The organism is Archangium lansingense (genome assembly GCF_026626635.1).
Classification (GTDB): Bacteria; Myxococcota; Myxococcia; order Myxococcales; family Myxococcaceae; genus Archangium; species Archangium lansingense.
On sequence record NZ_JAPNKA010000001.1, the window covers coordinates 9,979,520 to 10,000,158 of the forward strand.

Annotated in this window: 18 protein-coding genes; 9 read left to right on the forward strand and 9 right to left on the reverse strand. The window is 67.9% G+C overall.

The annotated features are described in order from the left end of the window. Positions 1 to 4: 4 nt before the first annotated feature. From OV287_RS39675 to OV287_RS39690, 4 genes are all read right to left on the reverse strand, one after another. On the reverse strand, positions 5 to 1,204 hold the full coding sequence (locus OV287_RS39675; protein ID WP_267539236.1) for a PilW family protein: 1,200 nt from the start codon (positions 1,202 to 1,204) through the stop codon (positions 5 to 7). 9 nt (positions 1,205 to 1,213) lie between these two features. After that, complete coding sequence (locus OV287_RS39680) at positions 1,214 to 1,831, reverse strand: type IV pilus modification PilV family protein (protein WP_267539237.1); 618 nt, start codon at positions 1,829 to 1,831, stop codon at positions 1,214 to 1,216. Positions 1,832 to 1,846: 15 nt separating this feature from the next. Beyond that, complete coding sequence (locus OV287_RS39685; RefSeq protein WP_267539238.1) at positions 1,847 to 2,548, reverse strand: pilus assembly FimT family protein; 702 nt, start codon at positions 2,546 to 2,548, stop codon at positions 1,847 to 1,849. A gap of 457 nt (positions 2,549 to 3,005) precedes the next feature. Next, positions 3,006 to 3,962: a DHH family phosphoesterase gene (locus tag OV287_RS39690; protein ID WP_267539239.1), complete on the reverse strand. Its 957-nt coding sequence runs from the start codon at positions 3,960 to 3,962 to the stop codon at positions 3,006 to 3,008. 238 nt (positions 3,963 to 4,200) lie between these two features. Between OV287_RS39690 and OV287_RS39695 the strand changes: the two genes are divergently transcribed. Beyond that, positions 4,201 to 4,434, forward strand: coding sequence for a hypothetical protein (locus OV287_RS39695; protein ID WP_267539240.1), 234 nt, complete (start codon positions 4,201 to 4,203; stop codon positions 4,432 to 4,434). Between the two features lie 61 nt (positions 4,435 to 4,495). On the opposite strand, the gene OV287_RS39700 is transcribed toward OV287_RS39695, so the two are convergent. Further along, positions 4,496 to 4,684: a hypothetical protein gene (locus OV287_RS39700; protein ID WP_267539241.1), complete on the reverse strand. Its 189-nt coding sequence runs from the start codon at positions 4,682 to 4,684 to the stop codon at positions 4,496 to 4,498. 216 nt (positions 4,685 to 4,900) lie between these two features. Next, on the reverse strand, positions 4,901 to 6,430 hold the full coding sequence (locus OV287_RS39705) for a TolB-like translocation protein (RefSeq protein WP_267539242.1): 1,530 nt from the start codon (positions 6,428 to 6,430) through the stop codon (positions 4,901 to 4,903). Positions 6,431 to 6,561: 131 nt separating this feature from the next. Between OV287_RS39705 and OV287_RS39710 the strand changes: the two genes are divergently transcribed. The 3 genes from OV287_RS39710 to OV287_RS39720 all read left to right on the forward strand — a co-directional run bounded on the left by OV287_RS39710 (position 6,562) and on the right by OV287_RS39720 (position 9,429). After that, a complete protein-coding gene (locus OV287_RS39710; RefSeq protein WP_267539243.1) occupies positions 6,562 to 7,359 on the forward strand; it encodes a TatD family hydrolase in 798 nt (265 codons plus the stop codon). A gap of 28 nt (positions 7,360 to 7,387) precedes the next feature. Beyond that, positions 7,388 to 8,254, forward strand: a complete 867-nt coding sequence (locus OV287_RS39715) for a tRNA threonylcarbamoyladenosine dehydratase (protein WP_267539244.1) — start codon at positions 7,388 to 7,390, stop codon at positions 8,252 to 8,254. A 701-nt stretch (positions 8,255 to 8,955) separates the two neighbouring features. Then, the gene (locus OV287_RS39720; RefSeq protein ID WP_267539245.1) at positions 8,956 to 9,429 is read left to right on the forward strand and encodes a hypothetical protein; all 474 of its coding nucleotides are present in this window, start codon (positions 8,956 to 8,958) and stop codon (positions 9,427 to 9,429) included. On the opposite strand, the gene OV287_RS39725 is transcribed toward OV287_RS39720, so the two are convergent. Continuing rightward, entirely contained in the window at positions 9,408 to 9,998 is a 591-nt protein-coding gene (locus tag OV287_RS39725; RefSeq protein WP_267539246.1) for a type II secretion system protein, read from the reverse strand. The genes OV287_RS39720 and OV287_RS39725 overlap by 22 nt on opposite strands. A 502-nt stretch (positions 9,999 to 10,500) precedes the next feature. Between OV287_RS39725 and OV287_RS39730 the strand changes: the two genes are divergently transcribed. Further along, positions 10,501 to 10,980 carry a transposase gene (locus OV287_RS39730; RefSeq protein ID WP_267539247.1) on the forward strand — a complete coding sequence of 160 codons (480 nt, stop codon included), beginning with the start codon at positions 10,501 to 10,503 and terminating at the stop codon, positions 10,978 to 10,980. A gap of 244 nt (positions 10,981 to 11,224) precedes the next feature. Beyond that, positions 11,225 to 13,210, forward strand: coding sequence for a recombinase family protein (locus tag OV287_RS39735; protein ID WP_267539248.1), 1,986 nt, complete (start codon positions 11,225 to 11,227; stop codon positions 13,208 to 13,210). Here the strand turns inward: OV287_RS39735 and OV287_RS39740 are convergent. Beyond that, positions 13,173 to 14,525 (reverse strand): hypothetical protein, encoded by a 1,353-nt coding sequence (locus OV287_RS39740; protein WP_267539249.1) that lies wholly within the window; start codon positions 14,523 to 14,525, stop codon positions 13,173 to 13,175. The two genes, OV287_RS39735 and OV287_RS39740, sit on opposite strands and share 38 nt — an antisense overlap. Before the next feature lie 61 nt (positions 14,526 to 14,586). Beyond that, positions 14,587 to 17,529, reverse strand: a complete 2,943-nt coding sequence (locus OV287_RS39745) for a DUF2135 domain-containing protein (RefSeq protein WP_267539250.1) — start codon at positions 17,527 to 17,529, stop codon at positions 14,587 to 14,589. Between the two features lie 95 nt (positions 17,530 to 17,624). On the opposite strand from OV287_RS39745, the gene OV287_RS39750 reads away from it, so the two are divergent. The 3 genes from OV287_RS39750 to istB all read left to right on the forward strand — a co-directional run bounded on the left by OV287_RS39750 (position 17,625) and on the right by istB (position 20,635). Continuing rightward, the gene (locus OV287_RS39750) at positions 17,625 to 17,810 is read left to right on the forward strand and encodes a hypothetical protein (RefSeq protein WP_267539251.1); all 186 of its coding nucleotides are present in this window, start codon (positions 17,625 to 17,627) and stop codon (positions 17,808 to 17,810) included. Positions 17,811 to 18,320: 510 nt separating this feature from the next. Beyond that, positions 18,321 to 19,811, forward strand: coding sequence for an IS21 family transposase (istA, locus tag OV287_RS39755; RefSeq protein WP_267533779.1), 1,491 nt, complete (start codon positions 18,321 to 18,323; stop codon positions 19,809 to 19,811). Then, positions 19,808 to 20,635, forward strand: coding sequence for an IS21-like element helper ATPase IstB (gene istB / locus OV287_RS39760; RefSeq protein ID WP_267533778.1), 828 nt, complete (start codon positions 19,808 to 19,810; stop codon positions 20,633 to 20,635). Before istA ends, istB begins: the two co-directional genes overlap by 4 nt. Positions 20,636 to 20,639 lie beyond the last annotated feature (4 nt).

Here is a 20,639-nt window from a genome sequence, read left to right on the forward strand (position 1 = left end):
ATGGTCAGCCTCCCCACACGTTGGAGCCGGGGGTCTCGTCTCCCACCGGCGGGTTGAAACTGGAGCGCGACAGCAGGTTGGGCACGCGCACGGTGGTGGTCATGTTGGTCCGGTAGAAGCCATCCGCGGCCGTGGTCTCCCCCGAGTCCTCGAGGTCCCCGCGGGAGAAGGCGCGGCGCCCGTTGGCCTCCGGGGTCGCCGAGCGCAGCGAGATGCTCACGCGCACCGCCCGAATGTTGGCCGGGTGCCGCGAGAAGCGGACGGGAGCATCATAGGGGTCGCTGTAGCGGGGCTCCGGCTTGAGCGGATCCCTCGGCTCCGGGAAGCGGTCCTTGTCCGCGCTGTTCACGTCCCCCAGCACCCAGTTGGGCGCCGAGGAGTTGGCGTCCACCGCCGCGATCGTCGCGTTGGGCCCATCCAGGGGAGGCCGGTTCATGATGTAGGCCACCTGGAAGGACTCCACGTCCGCGGCCAGCGGGACAGCGGTGTCCATGTTCAGCTCATCCAGGCCCTGGAAGGCCATGAGGAACGGACGGCCGCCCAGGTCCACGATGCGCAGGCGCACCTCGTGCAGCAGCATGATGTAGGGCGCGTCCAGCGCCCCCGTCTTCGACAGGCAGGTGTCGTCCTGGGGGATGGAGGACAGCGCCGGGTCCACCGTGAAGCTGGAGGACGCCCCCACGCCCTTGGACACCCCGGCAGTCGTGACCTTCAGCACCAGGTACTTCTTGCCGTTGTTGCACGAGACGATGATGCGCTGGCCCTTGGAGAGATCCACCCCGAACGTGCCCGACTCCAGCACCAGGCCGCCCGAGCCCATGTAGCGCCCTCGGCGCAGATACGCTGCATCCCGGTAGCGGAAGGCCAGATCATCGGTGACGGACTTGGGTATGCCTTTGGCAAACACGAGGGTGTGGTTGGCCTTGGCCTGCCCCGGAATCGCCGTGGCGTTGAAGTCGAACGCGAAGCGCGGATCGATGCCGTAGCCGGCCATGCGCACCCGCTGCTCGATGAAGCCGCTCGCCGTCCGCAGTCCCTCCACCGCCACCTTGATGCGCGACTCCGTCTGGTAGGAGCCCTGGATGCCCACGAAGGACACGGCTACCGCGGCGAGGATGATCGTCGTCGTCGCCGTGCCCACCAGCAGCTCGAGCAGCGTGAAGCCGCGCGGCGCGAGGGCCTGAGGGTTTCTCGAAGGGGCCATATGGGCAGCTCAGATCTCGACGTAGGTTTCGTTGCCGAACGGGCCCGAGTCGTAGAACCCGAAGTACTGACGCACGAAACGGCGCTTGCCCAGCTCCATCCACGATACCACGACCGTCACCTGGTTGATGGTCACGCCCGTGGCCTCGTCCTCCTTGTCGATGACCACCAGGACGCGCCGGTAGTGCGTCATGTCGTCGGCTGCATAGCTGGACAGCAGGCGATCAGCGGGCTGCGCCGCCTTCTCGTAGGCATCCAGGTCGAAGATGCAGCTCACCCGCCAGGCATCGTCCTCGGTGGGCTCCAGCGACTCCAGGCCCCCGGCGAGCGCCCGCACCTCTTCGTTCGCATCACACCCCTCGCCGCTGAGCAGACCGGGGCGCGCCGCCGTGCCAATCACTCGCGCCCAGCCCAGGGTGTCCAGCGACACACGCACCTGCGAGGCGATGCCCGAGGCGCGGGTGGCCTGGTTGGCCATGATGTTCTGCCGGCTGGCCACCAGGAGGCCCTGGAAGATGCCCACCAGGCCGATGAGCAGAACCACGGAGGCGGTCATCCCCTCGATGAGCGACACGCCGCGCTGGGCGGCACGGTTGCGGCGGACGAGGCGGCGGGAAATAGAGTCCACGGCAGGACCTCCAGGCTAGAGCTTGTCCGGGCTGTAAACCGCCATGTAGCCAGAGGGGCCAGAGATGGCGAACAGCTGTTGGGTACGGCCCTCCATGCTGCGGAGGGACAAGGACTGATTGGTGATGGAGGCGTAGATGCCGTCACCATCGACGAAGCGCGCGGTTCCATCCGGGAAGAAGCCGATGGCCCCTGCCGGGTGGGAAGCGCCCGAGCAGAAGCTGCACGTCTGTGCCGCCAGCGACTGGAAGGGCGCGCCAAACAGGCCCACCTTCCCAGGCGTCAGCGTCTCGAAGCGCACCCTCTTGCTGTAGTCCTCGAGGAAGTAGACCGCCGACACGGTGCCCGTCTCGCCCACCACGTTCGTCTTGAGCGGCAGCGTGTAGAGCTTGAGGGGATTGCGCACGTACGTGCTGTTGCGATCCTCCACCACGCTGAACGCGCCCATGCCGCCCGTCAGCCCCTCGCGGTTGGCCGTCGGATAGAGCAGCACCCACACCGGATAGCCGCGCGACACCGCCCGCGTGCGCGCCGACATCATCGCGCCCTGGAAATCGAAGGAGGCGTTCTGCAGCGCCCCGCGCTTCCCCACGGCGTCGAACGTCACCACCGCCATCCCCGTCAGCACGCCCAGGATGGCCAACACGATCAGCACCTCGATGAGCGTGAAGCCCTTCTCTCGCTGCTCGTGCCTTGCTGGATTCGCGTGGTTGCTCATTCTGGCGACTCTATGGCGAAGAACAGATTACTCCGGTTTACAGAAAAGGCAAATAATTCTCAGGTTACTGAATGTTACGGGGTCCACACCGTCCTGGAAGGAAGCCGTCCCGCCGCGCGTCGCGCCCCTGGAGCGGAGAGGATCCCTCAACGTCCGGAGTCGACGCAAACCGGCCCACCGCGAAGGGAGGCTCACAGGAAAACCGGAGCACGTCCATTCTCGGGCAAGCCACCGCCCGGCGGCTCGCTCTCTCGAGGCTCGTTGGATCAGCCCGAAGCGCTGGCTTATGGTCGGACTGGAAAAGTGGGAGCTGGCGGTTCACAGCCAGGACGCCAAGCAAGTGGCGGGCCGTCTGCCAACTCCTTGAAACAACAAGTGTCCAGTGGAGCTCACCGCATGTGTTGCGGCCTGAAAGCTCGCAAAGTTTGCGAGGTCCGCAAAATGTAGCGTCTCGGGACTAACCGGACAGCTCGGACAGGATTTCCAAATAGGCGGCTCGGGCGCGCGCCAGCTCGCCAGGCTTGAAGCTGATGGCGGACACCACGGGGTGACCGCCGCCGCCGTAGCGTGAGGCGATGGCGGCCAGGTCGTGCCGCCGCTCCTGGGGACGCCACGGGTTGGAGCCGAGCGACACCTTGGCGCGCGAGGGGCCCTGCCCCACCCAGAGGGTGTAACGGGCCTCGGGGTAGAGGGCGTAGGCGATGAACTTGTTGAGGCTGTCCACGCCCTCGTCCGCCAGGTCGAAGGAGACGACGCCCTTCTCGTAGCGGGCCTTGGCGCGCACCAGGTCAATGTGGCGGCGGTGGCGCTCGAGCAGCGGCGCGAGCGGGGTGGCGATGAGCGGCGAGGCGGCGAGGGACGCCAGCGAGTCGGTCTGCATCCGCTCGATGACCTGGGGGATGAGCGCGGGGTCCTTGTTGGCCTCGAGCACCGTCATGATGCGCAGGGCGGGCTCCTCCAGCGCCACCGCCATCTCCGGGTTGGGGAAGAGCGCGCCGTCGATGATCTCCGCCCAGTGCAGCAGCTCCGCCATGGGCGAGGCGTCCCACCCGAAGCGCTCGCGCGCCACGTCCGCCAGGTAGACGGTGCAGCTCTTGCGATGCGCGTCGTGGAACTTGTGCCCGCTGGTGTCGGCGCGGAAATGGGCCTCGTCCCCCGGCTGCTGGAAGGCGGAGACGTGGTGGTCGAACCACCAGGTGAGCCGCGGATCCTGGCTGTAGCGGAAGTCGACGATGACGTTCTCGTCCCCGGTGAAGACGGCCGGATCGATGGGCGCGCCCCCCGCCTGGTGCGACAACCCGCGGTAGCTGAAGCGGGCATCCGGGCGCACGCGCTCGCGATAGAAGCGGGTGAAGACCGCCGCGCTCGCGGCCCCGTCAAAGCAGCTGTCGTGGAAGAGAACCTGGACGTTCATGCGGGTGGCCTTACCTGACTCCTGTGTCAGATGTGTACGAAAAGCCTCAACGAAACGAGTCATTCCCCCATGAAAGATTGAACGAAGTTTGGAATCCCTCCCTGAAGTCTGAGGCGAGTGATGACTGCAAGCCCCTGATTCTCCATGGGAGGCAGCCAGGCGAGCCCCTGGCACGCTGCATGCAACCATTTTGGCCGACTCAGTCCATCAACCCACGAGCAGCCGGTGGGAGGACACCATGGCCAAGACAGCGACACGCAAGAGCGGTTCGGTCCAACGGCAGGGGCGCAGGGCCATGCCCGCGCCCCGGAGAACTACCCGCCGCAAGGCAGCTCCAGCGCTGCTCACCCTGGGAGAGCTCATCGCGGCGGCCTACGATACGGCCGGCGGGGAGAGCTTCGAGGTGCTCAAGCTGGTCACCTCGCCGCAGATGACCCGGGCCCTGGGACGGCGCATCGTCCTGGAGGGCTGAGTCTCCCCTCCCCCACGGGGCCAGATGGACCCAGGGGAGTGGTGAGCCCGCGCGGAGGCCCTCAGGGCATGTCCGTGACGGAGATGTACTGCTTGTCGGTGGGCTCGCCCGCGAGCAGCCGGCTGAAGTCCTCGGCGTTGTTGGGGTGCACGAGGAAGGTGCCCGCGGGCGTCTCCAGGCGCACCGGCTGCGGCGCCACGCGCTCATCCCCGGCAAGGGCCACCACTTCCGGCAACGGAAACGGTCGCACAACCCGTCATGGCCAGCAGACAGAGCGCGGCGTGGAGCTTCATCCAGGTCCTCCCAAAGCAAGAGCGGCCCGCGAGGCGGGAATCGGGGGCGCCTGGGTACGTCGCTTTGGTCCGGGAGGCAAGTCCCCGGCTGCGGCCGAGTGTACACATGACAACGCCCGCGCCCCGTGGCTTCCGGGACGCGGGCGCGGGGTCCAGCTCCACCCGCGAGGGGACTACCGAGGCTGCCAGCGAGGGCGGTGGTCGTCGCCGCGGTTGCTCGGGGTGGTGGTGCCCGTCCAGGTGTGGGTGATGACGGTGCCCACCTTGAGCGCGGCCGCGTCCGTGGCCGCGGGGTCGATGCGCTGCACCCTCAGCTTGCCGCCGGAGAGGTACGCGATGAAGTGGCCGTCCGGAGAGAACGACGGCAGGGTCGCCTCAGTCGCGAGCTCCATCTCCGCACCCTGCGGAGCGCCGGTGGCGTCGACACGCCGCACGAAGATGACGTTGCCCTGCTGGTTCTGGCACTCGGCCCCTCCCGTGCAGAGGGTGGCGTCGCCTCCCGTCGGCTTGAGGTAATAGACCCGGACGTAGGCGGCATGCGTCCCACCCGGAGCATAGGTGTGGTTGGCGATGAAGGACTTGAGCTGACCGGCCGTGGGGCTCGTGACATCCACGCTGGTGCCCGCCGCGATGGACTGGGGCGCCGGGGTCCCCGTGGCCCCGGGGTTGAGGGTGAAGAGTTGGGTGAGCGGCGTGGACAACCCCCCAAGCGTCTCCGCGTTGCCCGCGGCGTCGAGGTAGAGCAGGACCCCGTTGGCGTTGTTGTGCAGCGGCTGCTCACTGCTGGTGGGCGCGCCCGCCACCGGGCTCTCCGCACCACCCAGTACCTTGGTCTTCAAGCCAATGGTGTTCACGCTGTAGGCGAAGCTGTTGCCGTCCGCCGCCCACGAGGGGAAGACGCCCTCGGTGGTGGCCGTCTGCACGGCGCCGCCCGTGCCGGGGATGACCGAGATGCCCGAGATGCTCCCCGACGACGCCGTCGTGCTCCAGGCGAGCGAGGCCGCAGGCTCCCACTCCAGGTGACGGAAGTCGACGGTGCCGCCGGCATTGGCGCCGGTGGTGAGCGAGGTCTTCTGCCCCGCCGTGAGCGGGAGGTTCCGGGTGACGAGTGTCACGGCAGTGCCGGTCTCCTCCTCCACGAAGGCCACCGCGGTGCCCTCCTTGTTCCACCGCGGAAAGCGGCTCGGCCCCGTGGTGCTCTCGCTGAGCTTCGTCGTCTCGGTGGTGCCGGCCGGCGGCTCGGAACCGGGAGTCTTGTAGCGCACGACCACCGCATCGGTCGCGGTCGCACTACCGCTCGCGGCCGTCGTCAGCGCGATGTGGAGCGGCTGGCACTTCTTGGCGCCACCGGAGTCCTCGCAATACAGGCCGGCCATGCAGTTGGCGTTGGCCGTGCAGTCCCCGCCCTCGGCCACGGTCATCGTGCCCGCGTCCGTCTCCGTGCCCGCGTCCGTCTCCGTTCCTGCGTCTGTCTCCGTCCCCGCGTCTGTCTCCGTCCCCGCGTCCGTGCCCGCGTCCCCGCTCGACGGTGGGGCAACGTCCCGGGACTCGCACTCGTTGTCGACACAAGCCCACCGCTTGCCTTCGCCCGGCGATCCTCTCTTGTTCTGACAGTCGATCTGGTCGACGCACTCCTCTTCACAGCCCGTCGCCACCACCATCAGAGCGCTCACGAGCGCACCCAGGACAACACGCTTGGTCATATGGACCCTCCGAAGCTGCCGCGTGCGTATAGGCTCGCCCCCGGCCTCGCGGGACTGAACCAGGCGCCTACAACCGCGGCCGCTGTCGCGGGCTGAACGACAGACGAACGAAGTGCCACCGGACCTTTCCGATGATTGACACCCACTGCCATCTCGACGCACCGCGTTTCGAGCCGGACCGGGACGAAGTGCTCGCCCGCGCCTGGGCCGCCGGACTGCACGGAATCCTCGTCCCCGGGGTGGGCCCGGACAACTGGGAGCCGCTGCTCGCCATGTCCCGCGCCGAGCCACGCCTCCAGGTGGGACTCGGCATCCACCCCCAACTGCTGCCGGACCTCCCCCCCGAGCAGGATGAGGCACACCTCGAGCGCCTGGACGCGCTGCTCTCCCAGGGAGGCGCCATTGCGGTGGGCGAGTGCGGGTTGGACGGGCCCTCGGCCGCGGGCGCGCCCATGGAGCGGCAGGTGGCGGTGCTGCGACGACACCTGGAGCTCGCACGCAAGCACAACCTGCCCGTGCTCATGCACTGCTTCCGCGCGCACCCTGCCCTCATCGAGCTCTTCAAGCAGGAGCCCCTGCCCGAGGCCGGCGTGCTGATGCACAGCTACGGCGGGGGCGTGGACCTGGCTCGCTTCTACATCCAGAAGGGCTGTTACTTCTCCTTCGCGGGGCCCGTCACCTGGGCCGAGGCGCGCAAGCCCCTGGATGCCCTGCGTGTCATCCCCCCGGACCGGCTGATGGCGGAGACGGATGCCCCGGACCAGGCGCCCACGCCCCACCGGGGGCAGCGCTCGGAGCCCGGCTACCTGCCGCGCGTCATCGAGGGCATGGCCCGGGTGCTGGGGGAGCCGGTGGAGGTGCTCGCCCAGCGGACGACCGAGAACGCCCGCCGGCTGTTCCGGGAAGCCTTTCCCCCTCCTTCGCGGTAGGGAGGCGGTCGCGCTATAGAGGCCCTTCATGAATCCGCAGCCCACTCCCCCGGAAGCCGTCCCCGCCACCACTGGCACTCCCGCTCCCTCGGAGCCCAAGCCCTTCAAGCTGCACCGGCGCTTCGACCGCACCGGCCGCCTGCTCGGAGACCCGGCGATGGAGCGGCTGGCCAAGGCCCGCGTGGTGGTGTTCGGCCTGGGAGGCGTGGGCAGCTACGCCGCCGAGGGCCTCGTGCGCAGCGGGATTGGCCACCTCACGCTGGTGGACTTCGACACCGTGTGCGTCACCAACGGCAACCGCCAGCTCCACGCCACCGCGAAGACGGTGGGCAAGCCCAAGGCGGAGCTGATGGCGCAGCGCTGCAAGGAGATCAACCCCGACGCCCAGGTGCAGGGCCTGCGCGAGTTCTACCGCGACGAGCTGGCGGACCAGCTACTCGCCCCGGGCAGCTACGACTACGTGGTGGACGCCATCGACAACGTGAAGGCCAAGCTGCACCTGCTGCACCGGTGCGTCAGCCTGGGGATTCCCGTGGTCAGCTCCATGGGCGCGGCGGCCCGCCTGGACCCCACGGCCATCCGCGTGGAGGACCTGTGTGAGACGCACATGGACCCCTTCGCCAAGGACATCCGCAAGCTGCTCAAGCGCAAGTACGGCGTGCCCACCGAGCGGCCCACGGGCATCACCGCCGTGTACTCCATCGAGCAGCGGCGCCAGCCCCTGTCCCTGCGCTACGACGCGGACGACGGCTTCTCGTGCGTGTGCCCCAACGACAACGACTTCCATAGCTGCGAGCACCGCAACCAGATTGATGGCAGCGTGGCCTTCGTCACCTCCGTGTTCGGCATGAACGCCGCCGGTGTGGTGGTGCGCCGCCTGTCGCAGGGGCGATGATCGTCCCCGACGGGATTCGAACCCGCAGACACGGCGATAGGAAACCCCAGGCAGGACACGCTGTTACCCGCTATCGCCTTGAAAAATCATCACCGACAGTCCCAACGCTCGACATATCATCGCTATGTTGGCGATTTTTATGGCGATTATGCTCTGTCGTTCGAGAACAGCCAGCGACCACCCGACGCTCAGCGTCCGGGACCTCACCCGCCATTCAGGGTCTATCCATGACAGTGCATGGACGAGTGCTCTATTCGGGGCTGCTCCTTCAGCTCCTGCTCGCAGGGTGTCAATCACCCAGGCCTTATATCATCCCATGCCAAAGCATTCGTCCAAACACAGACTGCGTGTGCTCTGGAACACCACATGCTTGTTATCAGCGATGTGATGGTGATTCAGAATGCCCGGTTGGCTATGTTTGTGCCTGTTCCTATGGCTACAGCAGATGTAGCGCAAGTGCCGTGTACGGAGCGCTCGATTTCTACGCAGAGAACGTATGCGTACGTTATAATCGGGTAGATCAGTTGTAAGGACGAACTGCGTGCGATGGGTACTGCTGAAGGAGAAGGGGCTGCTCTCGGACGTCCTCACCCTTTTCCTGCGAGCGGTGTTTGCCCTGCAACGTCGCAGGGCACGGCGGCAGGGCGTGCGCGGTGGACAGACCGGGGCCGTCTCTTTTTCTCCAATTTTTCGGCTCGGCCTTGCAAGTAACCCCTCACTACCATGCGCTGGTGCCGGAAGGCGTCTTCGTGCCGGGGAGGGCGGCGTGCGCTTCGAGGCGTTGCCGCCGCCCACGCAATGGCTTCGGCGTGGAGATCGACAACCTGCGCGAGGGCACGGCGGACCACACGGTCACGGGGTTCATCATCGCCGCCCTCTTCGTCCTCGGAGGCCTGGCCCTCATCCGCTCCGCGCGGCGCGCGAAGCTGCCGCCCGAGCTGAGGGAGGCGCCCGTCGTGGTGCGTCCCGCCCTGGGTGCGCGCGACATCGAGCGGGCCGTGCTCGCCTGCGCGAAGCAGCACGGAGGCCGCGTCACCATCGCCGAGGTGGCGGCGGGCAGTCAGCTCTCGTTCACCGAAGCCAAGGAAGTGCTCGAAGAGCTCTCCCGCGCGGGCGCCTGCACCGTGGACGTCACGGAGAACGGTGCGTTCATCTACGAGTTCGTTGTCAAATAATAGTGAACACAAGAAGAGCCGTCCGCGCAAGCGATGGAAATAGCGGAGATTGAAATAACGCCATTGATATCCTTGATGGACTGTGTGGCTAAAGCTGCCTTATCTGTTCCTGTGAAGTCCGCATCTTTGTTCACGATGACATACTCCACAACGTCGCCAAGGTTCAGCTTTCCAAGTGCTATGCAGGCCTCGGAAGAGAGAGGACCTACGTGGATGATGCCCAAATCGGGGCCAGGGCTGAAATTTGTCGAACCAAAAGTCATCTTGGCGTTCGCTATGGGCAGGTTGTAACCACTACCATCAGCAGCTTCATAGCTTGAAGGTAGCGCACCAATAGCCACGGCCGTTCGATTGTCTAAACCTGTCATACTCTTCCCTTGGTAGAGGTCAGAGATTTTTTGGACAGCGGACGTCGTAAGCATTTCGGTGTCTGCGAGTTTGCGCTGATTGGAGGTCGCGAGATAAAGTGTCAGCCCCCCCGCGATGACAACGGCAGCGATGGCAAGGAGCATGGCAGTTTCAATGAGGGTCAAACCTCTTGGTGGGGGGTTGCGAAATCTGGCGAACATTGCTTAGAGCCTCTTGTCCGGGATGAAGGAGCGCCGCCTGGGAATGCACGTTCCGAACCAGGGCGGCCCACTCGTCCAGGCGCGAGGAATTCCTGTCATCGGGCGCTCGTCCAGGGCCCCTGGAGCAGGGCTGACGCGTCAACTGACACGTCAATGGACACGTCAGCATCACCACCCCGCTTGAGCGGCGCATAAGTATAGTCGGGGCCCATGAACCCTTCTCCTCCCCACCCCGCGCAGCTCATCGTCGATCTCGGCTTTGGATTCATCCTCTCGGGCGCGCTCGCCGCGGCCACCGAGCTGGGGGTCGCGGACCACCTGGAGCTGGAGAAAAGAGGGGCCCTGCCCGCGCAAGGGCCTGAGGACGCGCTGCAGGCGTACCAGGCGCACTCCCTGCAGCAACGGCTGCGCTGGACGGAGGTGGACGTCCGGCCCCCTCCCAACAAGCAGCTGCGGTGCGCCTTGCTGGAGGGTTTCTCCCTGCACGCCAACACGCACCTGCATGCCAACGACAGGCAGGGACTGGAACGGCTATGGCCGCTACGGGGCGCGCGGTGCGCTGGCGCTGGCGCGGCTGTCACGAGCGGAGGACGGCCGCATCGCCTATCGGATGAAGCGCCTGCTGCCGGACGGCACCACGCACCTCCTCTTCACCGGGTTGGAGTTGCTGCGTCGTCTGGCGTCCCTGGTGCCTCCGCCTCGGGCAATCCTCACGAGGTTCCACGGCGTCTTCGCTCCAGGCGCCAAACTGCGGCCATTTCTGCTCCCTCAAGCAGGTGCGGAGGAGGCGAGCGCGGGGCTTGAGGCAGCGGCCAGCAAGGAGCGGATGAAGGAGAGGACACCGCGAGTGGACTGGGCAGAGTTGCTCAGCAGGACGTTCGACTTCGACGTGTTCAAGACGCAAACGGCAAAAACCCCATCCGCTTCTCGCTCCACCGCCGGGTTTTCAGGCTGCCCAGGCGCTCGTCGGCTTCGCGCGTAGCCGCCCAGCCAGGCGCGCCATGTCCTCAGCAGCAGAGGCCGTCAGGCGAGCGGGATGGGCAAGCGTGTTTGGAAAGTGAAGTGGAAGGCGCGCCCGGCCCCGGACGGCGAGGAGCGGCTGAGCAGGGCCGTCAGGCTGCTGCTGGAGGCAGCCCGCAGCGGCTCGTCGGCAAGAAGGACAGGCCCCGGGGCCGCATCATGCAGCCAGGAGCCAAGGGGCGAGGAGGACGCCCAGGAGGAGGGCCATGACGCAGAGAGCGGCACTGTATGCGCGCGTGTCGACGACGCGCCAGCAGGAGGAGAGGACGGTGGCCTCGCAACTGGCGGCCTTGGAGAAGGCCGCTGAGGGCATGGGGCTGGTGGTGGCCGCCGAGCACCGCTACGTGGATGAGGGCTACAGCGGCTCACGCCTGGACAGACCCGGCCTGGATGCGCTGCGGGACGCGGCTGCTGACGGCTTGCTCGACCTGGTGCTGGTGTACGCCCCCGATAGACTGGCTCGCAACTACGTCCACCAGCAGGTTGTCCTGGAGGAGTTGGGCAAGCGAGGCGTCCAGGTGCACTTTCTGGAGCGGCCCGTCAGCCAGGAACCCGAGGACCTGCTGCTGGTGCAGATGCAGGGCGTGATTGCCGAGTACGAGCGGGCCAAGATTCTGGAGCGCACGCGCCGTGGACGCCTGCACAAGGTGAAAAGCGGGCAGATGCTGCCCTTCTACAATCCCCCGTACGGCTACCGGGTAGTGCGCACGCCCCAGGTGCCGCAGGGCGTCGTTGTCGTCGACGAAGTGGAGGCCACACACGTGCGGCAGATGTACCGCTGGGTGTTGGAGGAAGACCTCAGTGCACGCCAGGTAGCCAGGCGCCTCAATGCCCAAGGTGTCCGTCCGCGTAAAGCCAGCCTGTGGCGCCAGTCCACGGTGTATACCCTTCTCACCAATCCGGCCTATGCAGGCATGGCTACCTACGGCAAACGCGAGCCGGTGGAGCCCACCCGGCCACGCCACCCTGGCAAGTACCGCAAGAACCCCAAGAGCAGCCACCGGGCGAGGCCCAGGGCGCAATGGCTGCTGGTGCCTGTGCCAGCCCTGGTGGGAGAACAAGAGCAGCGCGAAGTGCGAGAGCGTCTGGCGCGCAACAAGCTGCTGAGCCCGCGCAATGTCCGCCACGACTACCTGCTGCGCTCGCTGGTGGTGTGCGGCGGGTGCGGTTTGAGGATGGAATGTCACCGCCTGACCCATCGCCAACGACACCCCTACGAGTACCACTACTACGCCTGCCAGCGTCGGTCCGCCGTGGACACCGGCCGCGCCGAGCGTTGTACCGCCCGGCGCGTGAGAGCTGAGGAACTGGATGCGGTGGTGTGGAAGGCTTTATGTGATTGGCTCAAGCAGCCGCAAATGCTTCAGAAGGAGGTGGACGCCTGGCAGGAGCGCCGTGAGACCTCGCAGGCCGCGCACCAGGAGAGAGCGCGGCTGGAAGGGGCCTGTCGGCACCTGCAGGGGCAGATTGACCGGCTCATCGACGCCTACCAGCAGGGAGCAATCGAGGTAGAGGAGCTCAAGGTCCGGCGCGAGCGGCTGGAGGCCTCGCTTCAGGCCACGCGCGCGCGAGTCGAGCACCTGGAAGCTCAACACGCCGAGGGTGCACGCATGGAGAGGCTGGGGGCCGACCTCGAGGCCTTCGCCGCGGCCATCCGGGACGGCTTGGAGGCGCTCGACTTCGCCGGGCGCCAACGGCTCGTCCGCTTGCTCGTCGAGCGGGTCATCGTGCTGGGGGAGGACGTCACCATCGAGCATGTCGTCCCCCTCTCCGGCCGTTTTTGTCGTTTGCGTCCTGATGATCGACGTATTGGCCTGCGTGAGGTGTGGAGGCCGGCACCGGCTCTTGGCCACGGCAGGTGCCAGCCTGACCCCGGCGCCAGCTCCACCCCAGGCCGCGTGGTGTTGAGGCCCGCGCCGCCACTGCCAACAGGCCCACGCCCCCTGCTCCCCTGCGCTGCCCCTGCTGGCAGGCCGGCCGGGGCCGACGTGTTCCTCATGGCGGCCGCACTCTGCGTTCACCGGCATGGCTCACTTCTCTTGGGCTCCCTTCAGCTGCCTTCCCCCTCCTCTCTGCCCCAACCCCCTGCCCTCAACCCTGCCCCTATTTCTCTTATGCGCTCGAGGGCCTGCATGGTCGATGCCCCGAGAAGGACTACGCCCCTGCATGGGAGGGCGGCGGCTGCGCCTTGAGCAGCTCGGGCACCAGCGTCTGGCAGATGGCTTCCACGCGGTCGAAGAGCCAGAAGCCGAAGGGCTGAATCTCGTCGGGAGCCAGGGGTTGCTCCGGCCAGGAGGCCCCAGGGTCGTTCTCGTCGAACTCGTGGATGCCGAACTCGCCCTCGGGAGTGCGGGTGCGCCGGTCGAAGATGAAGCTGAGGCCATCATGCCAGCCTCCATGGAAGACGTGGGCTTCCGCCATCCCTGGCAGGGGTTGCTCCAGGTGATTCGCGAGCTCCTCGACGTTGTACTCGTCCGCGTTCACCTCCAGAACACACTGGCCCCCTCCGCTGACGTTTCCGCTGTAGTGCGTCGGCACCTTGCCGGCCCACTTGACGACCCAGGTCGCGGTCCCATAACGCCGCACGAAGTACTCGAAAGACGAGCCCTCCGTCGGCGCTTCCGCGGGCCGAAGCCAGCGGCCGAAGCGCTCCGCGTGCAGGTCCCTGAAGAACCGGCTGCCATGTCCCATGGAGTCGAGCCTGTCCCGGTCCGTGTCGGGCTGGAGGAGCTCGACGATGAAGTGGCCCGCACGCAGCTTGTGGTGCAGCTCCGCCAGGCGAGCGACCGCGGCATCGACGGCCGCATGAGGTGTCTCCGGGCGGGCGAACGCGGTCAGCGCCACCGGCGGCAGCCCCGGAGGTTCCGGATTCACCTGGGTGCTTTGGGGCATGGACAGGGTGAAGGGGCTGAGTCCCTCCTGCTCCAGCGCGAAGAGTCGCTGCTCCGCCGCGGCGACAGCCTCCTCGCGGCTGGCGAAGGACGTACGCTCCTCGGCCACGGTCTTCTCCGTCCCCACGACTCGCGTGGACACCGTGAGCCGCACGGCCCCGTCGACCTGCATCTGCTCCGCGCGCAGCAGTCCAGGCTGGGTGAGCCGAAGCTCCCGCTTGAGAAGCCGCTCTCGTGACACGTTCCATCCGTACACATGCTGGAAGCCCAGCTTCCGGTAGTGGGCCGCGAGGGCCTCCACGTCGGTGGGCTTCAGAGAGGCCTGGGTGCAGCGGCCTCCGAAGCTGCCCCGGGTGATGATGGCCGTACTCTCGAAGAGGGCGATGTCGACATAGAGCCCGTCGAGCTTCTGGACGAGGAACACGCGCTCGCGTGCCGCGGCGGGGCTGGGGACGCGCTCCTCCTCGAGTAACGCCCCGTGGCTCCAGACGTGGAGGCGGAAATCCGCGCTGTGGAACCAGCACTCGTCGGGATGGTCGAACACGAGCATCCGGCTGTCGTTGTAGACAGCCCTGCCGTTGTTGAGTGCCATGATCTGCTGAATGCTGCGTCTCACGTAGGTGTCCTCCGCGCCGGAGCAAACCCTGTTTCTCGCAAGCCGCGCGGAAACGTCTCCGTCACTGGAGCTTGCCGATCCGCACCTTGCCGATCTCGACGAGGTCCTTCGCGCCCTCCAGGCGCAGCGTGAGCACCTGGCGCTGCTCGCCCGGCCGCCCAAAGCGGGTGATGACGGTGGCGGTGACGGTGGCCGGCCCCAACAGCGTCTGCTGGCGGGAGCCGTAGTAGTGCGCGCGGATGGTGTAGGTGCCCGGCAGGGCGCGGTGGAGCACATACTCCTCGGGGCCGTAGCCTTGCGTGAAGTCCCGGGATACGAGCCCGCCCTGCTCGGTGCGGTTGTGGCCGTAGTTGGCCGTCTCGCCGGTGGGCTCCTCCACGTGCAGGTCCACGTCCGTGAGGTCCGCGTCCCAGGAGAGGACGATGCGCACGTCCACGTCGAGCAGCTTGCGCAGCCGCGCGTCCAGCTCACAGCGCGCCGGGGGGCCTCCGGCCTGGAGGCGCTCGGCGATCGCGAGCAGGCGGTTGAGCTCCATGAGCGCGATGACCTCGATTTGGGGGAAGCGGTCCCACGTCTTCATCACCACCTGGGTGAGCAACCCCATGGCCTCCTCCAAATCCGGCACCGAGCGCGAGCCCTCGCCGCGCAGGGAGATCGCGAGCGCGAGGTCGCGGTAGGACTGGGGCTCCTCGGGGCGCAGGCGCAGCACGCCGCGCAGGACGCGGATGGCGGTGTCGAGCTCACCGGCCTGTTGCAGCCGCCACGCGTAGACACGCAGCAGGGCCGGGTCCTCAATCCGCAGTTCCGCGAGGTTGGAGAGCACGCGCAGGCCGAGCGGGCGCTGGCCGCCCTTGAGCAGGAAGTCCGCGCAGTCCAGCAGGAAGGCCGGGTTGTTGGCGTAGTCACCGCGCGCCTTCAGGTAGGCCGCGTAGGCCTTCTGGGCGCCGGCGGCGCGCATCGCCTGGAGGTAGGGCGTCTCGGGGTTCCACTCGGTGATGGCGATGCTCGACTCGTTGCCACCGGAGTCCGGTGCCTTCTTGGCCGGCTCGGCATTACGCGCCACGGGAGCAGCAGCGGAGGGCGGAGGCGCCGCGGCCCCCGCTCCGACGGAGTCGTCCCTGTCCATCTCCCGGGCCTCGCTCTCGCTCATCTGCCGCTCCTCCCCCTCCATCCGGGCGCTCGCGCTCTTCTTCGGCTTCTCCCTCGAGCCGAAGTCCGGGGACACCTTGAACTCGGTCTCCCACCAGCTCACGCGCTCACGCCACATCGCCAGCACCTCGTCGATTTTGGCCTGCTTCCCCTGCTGCTCCGCCTTGCGGCGCTCGGCGCGCTGGGCGAGGAACTGGGCGCGCATCTCGGCCCGCGAGGCCGGCGGCTCGATGTCGTGTTCGAGGTACTGCTCCAGATTCTCCAGCACGAGCATCGAGGTGCCCGGCGTCACCAGGCCGAAGCGGCGGCCCAGGGCGGTGAGCTCCTGGGCGTGCTCCACGGGCAGGGCGGACAGCTCGGCAATGCGCCGCTGGGCCCAGGCGAGCGCCGCGTGCGGGGCGTCGACGGCCTCCGCGCGGCTCACCGTGACGCTGCGCCGCGCCACCTCCTGGGAGCCCGCACCGTAGACGAGCGTGAGGGTGGCCTTGCTCGCGAGCAGGCGGCCCGCGACCGTCACCGGCCCGGTAATCGGCTGGGCGCGCGGCAGCACGTCGGCGAGGCTCGCGCCGTCAGCCTCCACGCGCAGCAGGCGCCACGGCGGGGACACCACGCGCGCCACGGCCCGCTCCACCTCCTCGTGCGCGAGGTCAATCACGTCCCCGTTGGCGGCGATGTGACGCAGCACCGCCGTGTCCGCGCCCGCGCCGTCCACCACGGCATACACGGGCGCCGAGCCCGTGCGAGGGAGCGAGGCGCCCACGGTGCCCAGGCCGTCCGAGAAGAACAGCCACGCGCCCACCGTCTTGTCACTGGCGAGGTCCAGCGCGCCGAGGCCCGTGCCGCCGTCATAGACGACCTGCCCCAGCTCATCGCGCAGCGCCTGGGGCGCGAGGACGCGAGCGGGCTCGGCCTGGTCCCTCACCACCACCAGCTTCACCTCGGCGGCGGGCCAGCGCGCGAGCAACTGCTGGAGAAAGGCCAGCTCGCGCCGGTGGTCTCCCGCGCGGCTGCTGGAGGCGTCCCAGACGATGCCGAGCCGGCGTGGCGGCGGCAGGGGCGCGCCTGGGGGCGGCAGCTTCGGCAGGTCCGTCACCATGGCGTAGCACTCGCCCTCCGCGCGGCAGCCCACCGCCACGGACGGCTCCTGGCGCACGGGCAGCTCCACCACGAGGTCCGCGCCGGGGCGGGCGTCCTGGAGCCGCTGCTCGGCCACCCAGCTCTCGTTGGCGCGCACCGCGACGAGTTTGCCGAAGCCGCCGCTGAAGCGGGGAGGCGCCGCCGGGCCGCGCACCACCTCGATGCGCACGGAGGCCTCGGGCAGCACGCCGAAGGGCAGCGGCAGCCGGTAGCCGGCGGACTCCTCGCGCACGGCCAGCTCGGTCATGTGGCGCACCTGCACCGTGCGCGTGCCGCCCGCGGGGATGGGGTAGATGCGGGTGCGGAAGCGGTCGCCGCGCACGTGCTCGACGAGGCCGGGGTCCACGCCCTTGCGCACCTCCTTCTCGAAGGCGATGCGCGCCTCCTCCTTGGGCACCACCACGCCGTCGACGAGCTGGCCGCCCACGTCCAGCGCGTAGCCGCTCACGGTGGCGCCGGGCGGCAGGGGGAACTCGAGCTGCCCCTCGAGCACGCGGCGGTTGGGGTTGTGGAAGACGAGCGTGGTGGTGGTCTCCGCGAGCATCCCGTGCACGAGGGCGCGCACCTCCAGCCGCTTGAGCTCCACCGGGCGCTCGGCCTCGGGGACGAACAGGATGCGCGGCGGCACGGGCGGCGTCGGAGGCGGAGCGGGGCGTTCGGGCTCGGCGGCGCGGGCCACCGAGCACAGGAGCAGGACGGCGATGAGGGGACGGAGCATGGTTCCTCCCGAAGCGGGTGCCCCCGATGTAGCACGAGGGCGCGGACCCCACGCCCCGTCCTGCGCTACCGCTTGCGCTGGGCACGAGGCGCCACGTGACGCGCCCCAAAGCAGAGGTGTGGAAGCCGGCGGCGGCTCTTGGCGTACGTGAAGCAAGCCGGACGGACCACCACTCCTACAAGCGGCTGGTGAAGGACATGGAGGCGCTTGGCCTGCGGCACCGGCGGGGGCATGACCTGCGCGGCGGCTTCGGCGGAAAAAGAAAACCCCGGCTCGCCTGATGGCGGCCGGGGCCTTGCTACATCCAGTGGAGGCGGCGGGAATCGAACCCGCCTCTACAGGCTTCCGGCCAGAGCGATCCAGAACGGTCGAGAGCGGTTTTCATAGGAGTTCCAGCCGCTTACGCCGCCCCCTGCCCCAGGCCGGGCTGTGTTGAGGACGCTCCAGCGCGGGTCTGCTGTAGCAATGTAGCAAGGCACGTCGCGGCGGCGCTGGAGGCCCTGGAAGGGGGCAATCAGGCGCGGGCTGCGACCCTCCTGCGGCTCCTGCTTTCATAGGCCGCGAACCCCACAAGCAGGCAGGGGCACCACGGAGACCCGTGGGAGGCGGACGGTAGCGTGTGCCCTGGCGAGGTGTGGCCGGGGAGGGACTGGTGGAGGAGCGCGGGTGGGCGTACCGGCGGATGCTCAGCGACAACTACACCTCCCCATCAACGACAACTACACCTCCCCATCCTGAGTGACGGCAGCCGTCGGTAGAAACCCGGTGACTCCGGAGGTTCGGATGGGCGGGTGAGGACGACGGATGCCCAGGTGAGGAAGCTGATGGAAGAGATGGCGAAGCACGGTCGCCTGGGGCTGGCGTCGGCCCGGGCGGGGATGGACCGCAAGACGGCACGCAAGTACATGAAGGAGGGGAAGTTCCCCTCGGAGCTCGAGCAGGAGCGCACCTGGAGGACACGGGAGGACCCCTTCGAGGAGCAGTGGGACAGCCTGGCCGAGCGGCTGAAGGAGGCGCCGGAGCTGGAGGCCAAGACGCTCTTCGAGGAGCTGTGTGCTCGCGAGCCGGGCCGCTACAAGCCGGGGCAGCTGCGCACGTTGCAGCGGAAAGTGCGCCAGTGGAGAGCGCAGCAGGGGCCGGAGAAGCAGGTGTTCTTCGCCCAGGAGCATCGGCCCGGGGAAGCGATGCAGACGGACTTCACGTGGGCCAATGAGCTGGAGGTGACGGTGGGAGGCGAGCCCTTCGCGCACCTGCTGTGCCACCCGGTGCTGCCCTACTCCAACTGGGAATGGGCGACGGTGTGCCACTCGGAGTCCATGGCGGCCATCAAGCGAGGAGTGCAGGCGGCTGTTTTTCGGTTGGGGAAGGTGCCGCGCTACCACCAGACGGACAACTCCACCAGCGCCACGCATGACCTGCGCAACGGCAAGCGGGGCTTCAACGCCGAGTACCTCGCGCTCATGAAGCACCTGGGCATGGAGCCGCGCACCATTGAGGTGGGAAAGAAAGAGCAGAACGGGGACGTGGAGGCGCTCAACGGCGCGCTCAAACGCCGGCTGTTGCAGCACCTGCTGATGCGCGGCAGCCGGGACTTCGAGAGCGCCGCGGCGTACGAGAGCTGGGTGCAGGGAGTGCTGGAGAAGGCCAACCGGCTGCGCGGAGGGAAGGTGGAGGAGGAACTCGCGGCGATGAGGCCGCTGTCGGTGCAGCGGCTGGTGGAGTACAGCGAGCAGGAGGTAGTCGTCACGGCGTGGAGCACCATCCGGGTGCAGCACAACACGTACTCGGTGCCCTCGCGGCTGGTGGGCCAGCGCGTGCGGGTGCGTGTGTATGACGACAGGCTGGAGGTGCTGCACGCGGGAAAGCCGCAGCTGGTGGTGGACAGGCTGGTGGGTCGCAACGGGCACCGAATCAACTACCGGCACATCATCTGGTCATTGGTGCAGAAGCCAGGGGCCTTCGCGCAGTATCGCTACCGGGAGGACCTCTTCCCCTCGCTGGTATTCCGCCAGGCGTACGACGAGTTGCAGCGGGTGCACGAGGGGAGGAGAGCCGCGGATGTGGAGTACCTGCGGATTCTTCACCTGGCGGCCTCCACGCTGGAGTCCCAGGTGGAGCAGGTGCTGGCGCGACTGCTGGCCGAGGGCGGACTGCGCGGTGCCGAGCAGGTGAAGGCGCTGGTGGCGCCAGCCAGGCCTGAGGTGCCCCAGCTGGCACAGCCCGAGGTGGACCTGAGCAGCTATGACGCGCTGCTGGTGGAGCAGCGGGAGGTGGCCTCATGAGCACCACCTCCACTTCCCTGCGAGCAGCGGCGAGCGCCGAGGGCGAGCAGCAGCAGACGCTGGCCATGCTGCTGCGAGCGCTGAAGCTGCCGGCATTCGCAGCCCACCACGAGGAGCTGGCCAGGCGCGCCGGACAGGAGGGCTGGACATGCCCGCACTACCTGCGCCAGCTGGTGGAACTGGAGCTGAGCGAGCGCCGGGGCCGACGGATAGAGCGGCTGCTCAAGGCCTCGGGGCTGTCCACGGACAAGACGCTCGCCACGCTCGAGCAGGAGAAGCTGCCGGCCAAGGTGCGCCGCCAGCTACCGGCCCTGTGCGAGGGTGGCTTCATCGAGCGCGCGGAGAACGTGCTGGCCTTCGGGCTGCCGGGCCGCGGCAAGACGCACGTGGTGAGCGCCATAGGCCACGAGCTGGTGCAGCGTGGTTACGAGGTGCTCTTCATCCCGGCGGTGCTGCTGGTGCAGCGGCTGCTCCTGGCCAAGAAGAGCCTGTTGCTGGAGAAGGAGCTGCGGCGGCTGGACGGCTACGACGCGGTCATCATCGACGACATCGGCTACATCCAGCAGGACCGGGAGGAGATGGAGGTGCTGTTTACCTTCCTGGCCCAGCGCTACGAGAGGAGGAGTGTCCTGATTACGAGCAACCTGGTGTTTTCGCAGTGGGACCGAATCTTCAAGGACGCGATGACGACTGCGGCGGCGATTGACCGGGTGGTGCACCACGCGCTGATTCTGGAGCTCACCGGCGACAGCTACCGCAGCGAGAAGGCCAAGAGCCGGGAGACGGTCGACAAGGCCCCGCGTAGGGCGCCCGGGGACGAGTAACACC